The organism is Deltaproteobacteria bacterium (genome assembly GCA_016234845.1).
Taxonomy (GTDB): domain Bacteria; phylum Desulfobacterota; class Deferrimicrobia; order Deferrimicrobiales; family Deferrimicrobiaceae; genus JACRNP01.
Map to the genome: position 1 here is coordinate 1 of JACRNP010000210.1, position 4,447 is coordinate 4,447.

At 68.2% G+C, this 4,447-nt stretch carries 3 protein-coding genes; all 3 read right to left on the reverse strand.

The features are described from left to right. Nucleotides 1–113: 113 nt before the first annotated feature. Complete coding sequence (gene argJ, locus HZB86_12805) at nucleotides 114–1,307, reverse strand: bifunctional glutamate N-acetyltransferase/amino-acid acetyltransferase ArgJ (GenBank protein MBI5906396.1); 1,194 nt, start codon at nucleotides 1,305–1,307, stop codon at nucleotides 114–116. A 200-nt stretch (nucleotides 1,308–1,507) separates the two neighbouring features. Further along, the gene (gene secA, locus HZB86_12810) at nucleotides 1,508–4,057 is read right to left on the reverse strand and encodes a preprotein translocase subunit SecA (protein ID MBI5906397.1); all 2,550 of its coding nucleotides are present in this window, start codon (nucleotides 4,055–4,057) and stop codon (nucleotides 1,508–1,510) included. 125 nt (nucleotides 4,058–4,182) lie between these two features. Continuing rightward, a partial coding sequence (locus HZB86_12815) for a M23 family metallopeptidase (GenBank protein ID MBI5906398.1) occupies nucleotides 4,183–4,447 on the reverse strand: 265 nt, incomplete at its 5' end.

The following is a 4,447-nucleotide window of genomic DNA, read 5'->3' on the forward strand; positions in this document are numbered from 1 at the left end:
CAACTGCGGCACGCCCGCGGGAAACCGTTTCAAGGGACACCCTTTTAGGGGGACACTCTTCGGTTTTTGTTTTCCTCCGGGGATGGAGGGGAAGAGTGTTCTCCGCCAGCGCGTCAGCTCCGGTAGCCTGCGTTGATCCGGATGTACTCCTCCGTGAGGTCCGAGAAGTAGACGTACGAGCTTCCCTTCCCCAGCCCCAGGTCGACGTCGATGCCGTAGGCGTCCTTCCGGATCCGCGGTGCCGCGCGGCGCTCGCCCGCCGGGTCGGGGCGCATCCCGCGCCGCAGCAGGACGATCCCGGCGAACGCCATCTGCACCTTCATCGGGTCCACCGCGATCCCCGCCCGCCCCAGCGCCGCGATCACCCGGCCCCAGTTCACGTCCGCGCCGTACACCGCGGTCTTGACGAGGGGGGAAGCCGCCACCGCCCGCGCCGCCGCTCCGGCCTCCGAGTCGCTGCGGGCGCCGGTCACCGAAAGCCGGACGACCCTCGTCGCCCCCTCGCCGTCGCGAACGATCATCAGCGCAAGGTCCAGCATCAGCGCGCGGAGCGCTTCCCCGAAGGCCGAAAGCCCCTTTCCCGACAGGGGCGGCAGGCCGCACGCCCCGTTGGCGAAGAGGGCCGCCGTGTCGTTGGTGCTCGTGTCGCCGTCCACCACGATCCGGTTGAAGGAGGCGTCGACCGCCTCCCGGAAGAGGCGTCGGGCGTCCGCGGGAGCGAGCGCCGCGTCGGTGAACAGGTACGAAAGCATCGTCCCCATGTTCGGGGCGATCATCCCGGCCCCTTTGGCGATCCCGCCGATGGTGACCGTCCGGCCTCCGATTCGCACCCGGCGGACGCCGCGCTTGGAAAACGCGTCGGTCGTCCGGATCGCCTCCCCGGCGGCGACGATCCCCTTCGGGGAGAGCCGCGCGGCGAGCGCGGGGAGCGCCGCGGCGATCTTCCCGGCGGGGAGCGGAACGCCGATCACCCCGGTGGAGCCGACCAGCAGCGACCCCTCCGGGACGCCGGCGGCGGCGCACGCCGCGGCGGACACCTTCCGGACCGCCTCCGTCCCGGCCGCGCCGGTGCAGGCGTTGGCGTTGCCGCTGTTGACCACGATCCCGCGCAGGCGCCCCCGGTTCCGGTTCGCCTTCCCCCAGGCGACGGGGGCCGCGGCCACCTTGTTCCTCGTGAAGACGACGGCCGAGACGCACGGCCGGTCGGAGACCACCAGCGCCAGGTCCGGCTTCCCCGACTTCTTGATCCCGCACGACGTCCCGGCTGCTCGGAACCCGGGGACTACGATTTCCTTCGGTAGTTTCATGCAATCATCTCCCCACAAAGTCCCCCTTCTCAGAAATACGGCAACGGATCGGGAAGACAATACGTAAGGCGCACTCGTCCGGCGGAGCCGCCGTAGGAGGGGGGGCGCAGTGAGGTAAAGCGCAGCCGTGCGGGTTCATCGCACGGCGAGCCACGAACGGAGCCCCGCCCTCCGAGGCGGCGCAGCCGAAGATGAATGCACTACGCGCTCGCGCCGCAGCACTTCTTGTACTTCTTCCCCGACCCGCACGGGCACGGGTCGTTCCGCCCGATCTTGGCTCCCTGGCGCTTCTGCGTGGTCTCGCCCGCCGCCTTGATGTCCCCCTGGGAGAGGGATACCCTCCGGGACCGTTGCGGCTGGAGACGCCGGGCGACCTCCTCCGCGCCCTCCTCCTCCCGCTGGACCCGGACGTGGAACAGGCGCTTCAGCGACTCCTCCTTCACCCGGATGACCAGGTCGGAGAACAGGTCGAACCCTTCCCGCTGGTACTCCTTGAGCGGGTCCTTCTGCGCGTACCCCCGCAGGCCGATCCCCTCCTTCAGGTGGTCCATCGAGAGGAGGTGGTCCTTCCACAGCGCGTCGACGGTGGACAGGAGGAACATCTTTTCCAGGTATCGGATGGCGTCCGCGCCGTATTCGGCTTCCTTCTTCGCGTAGAACGCCTCCGCTCCCTCCCGGATCCGGTCCGCCACGAGCGAAGGCGTGAGCGCGGGCCGCTCTCCCTCCGGAATCCCGATGCGGGTGCCGAACTGGGCGTATACCGCGTTCGAGAGCCCGTCGAAGTCCCACTCCTCGGGGTGCGTCTTCTCCTCGCAGAACCGCCCCGCGATCTCCTCCGAGACCTCCCCGGCGAACTCCAGCACCATTTCGCGGAGGCTGTCGCTCTCGAGCACCTCCCGGCGCATCTCGTAGATCACCTTCCGCTGCCGGTTCATCACGTCGTCGTATTCGAGCAGGTGCTTCCGGATGTCGAAGTTGTGCGCCTCGACCTTCTTCTGCGCGTTCTCGACCGCCTTGTTGATGAGGGGGTGCTCGATCGGCTCCCCTTCCTCCATTCCCAGCTTCTCCATGATCGGGGCGATCCGGTCGGAGCCGAAGATCCGGAGCAGGTCGTCCTCCAGGGAAAGGTAGAACCGCGACGAGCCGGGGTCCCCCTGCCGCCCCGCGCGGCCGCGAAGCTGGTTGTCGACGCGGCGGGATTCGTGCCGCTCCGTCCCGACGATGTGGAGCCCCCCCTTCCCGACGACCCCCTCGCCGAGCTTGATGTCCACGCCGCGCCCGGCCATGTTCGTGGCGATGGTCACGCGTCCCGGGTGTCCGGCCTCCGCGATGATCTGCGCCTCCCGCTCGTGGTGCTTGGCGTTCAGGACGTTGTGGGGAATCCCGTTGCGGGTGAGAAGCCCCGAGAGCCGCTCCGACTTCTCGATCGACACCGTGCCCACGAGCACCGGCCGCCCCTCGGCGTGCAGCGCCTTCACCTCCTCCAGCACGGCCTGGAACTTCTCCCGCTCCGTCCGGTACACCTGGTCGGATCGGTCCTCCCGCACCATCGGCTGGTTCGTCGGGACGATCGTGACCCCGAGGTTGTAGATCTGCTGGAACTCCGCCGCCTCGGTGTCGGCGGTGCCGGTCATGCCCGCCAGCTTCTCGAACATCCGGAAGTAGTTCTGGAAGGTGATGGTCGCCAGCGTCTGGTTCTCGTTCTCGATCTTGACGCCTTCCTTGGCCTCCACCGCCTGGTGCAGGCCGTCGGACCAGCGCCGTCCCGGCATCAGCCGCCCGGTGAACTCGTCGACGATCACCACCTCGCCGTCCTTCACCATGTAGTCCACGTCCCGGTGGAAGAGGACGTGCGCCTTCAGCGCCTGGTTGACGTGGTGCAGGACCTCGATGTTGCGCGGGTCGTACAGGTTGTCGACCGACAGGAGCCGCTCGAGCTTGGGGATCCCCGACTCCTCCGTGAGGAGAACCTGCCGCGCCTTCTCGTCCACCTTGTAGTCCTGTTCCTTCTTGAGGAACGGGATCACGCCGTTCACCTGGGCGTAGAAGCCGGTCGACTCCTCCGCGGGGCCGGAGATGATGAGGGGGGTCCGGGCCTCGTCGATCAGGATCGAGTCGACCTCGTCCACGATCGCGTAGTGCAGCTCCCGCTGGACCATGTCCTCGATCCGGAACTTCATGTTGTCCCGGAGATAGTCGAACCCGTACTCGTTGTTGGTTCCGTAGGTGATGTCGCACCGGTACGACGCCTGCCGCTCCGCGTCGTCCATCCCGTGGACGATGACCCCCACGGACAGCCCGAGGAACCGGTAGAGCCGTCCCATCCATTCGGCGTCGCGCTTCGCGAGGTAGTCGTTCACCGTGACCAGGTGGACTCCCCGGCCGGTCAGGGCGTTCAGCACGATGGGGAGGGTGGCGACGAGCGTCTTCCCCTCGCCGGTCCGCATCTCCGCGATCCGCCCTTCGTGGAGGATCACCCCGCCGATCATCTGCACGTCGAAGTGGCGCATCTCGAGGACGCGCTTCCCGGCCTCCCGCACCACCGCGAACGTCTCCGGGAGGAGCGCGTCCAGCGGCTCGCCGTTCTCCGCGCGCTCGCGGAACCCGGCGATCTGCGCCGCGAGCCGGTCGTCGGACAACGGGGCGATCCCGGCCTCGAGCGAATGGATCTTCTCCACGAGCGGGCGGATCCGGTCGAGCGTCCGCTCGTTCTGGGTTCCGAACATTTTCTTCAGGAAATTGCCGATCATCGGACGGGTTCCCCCGGGTTCGCTTCCTGTCAGGCCCCCAATGGATTCCTAACGAACGAAAAAAAACGCCCCGACGGGGAGTCCCCCCCGGGGCCGCGGTCAGGCCTCCGCCGCTTCGGGCGCGCCTAGTTCAGGAAGCGCGTCGGATTGACCGGGAGGCCGTTGACGCGGACCTCGTAGTGCAGGTGCGGCCCGGTGGTCCTTCCCGTGGCCCCCACCTTTCCCAGCTCCTCCCCGCGGTTCACGAAATCGCCTTCCGCCACCTGCCGGGAGGAGAGGTGGGCGTACATGGAACGGTACCCGGTGCCGTGGTCCAGGACGACCACGTTGCCGACCAGCGCCTCGAAACCGCTTTTGACCACGGTCCCGGAGGCGGTCGCCAGCACGGGG

Bases quoted from the DNA above. Each gene is read 5' to 3' on its own strand.
- argJ (MBI5906396.1), bottom strand. From the start codon at position 1,307: ATGAAACTACCGAAGGAAATCGTAGTCCCCGGGTTCCGAGCAGCCGGG.
- secA (MBI5906397.1), bottom strand. From the start codon at position 4,057: ATGATCGGCAATTTCCTGAAGAAAATGTTCGGAACCCAGAACGAGCGG.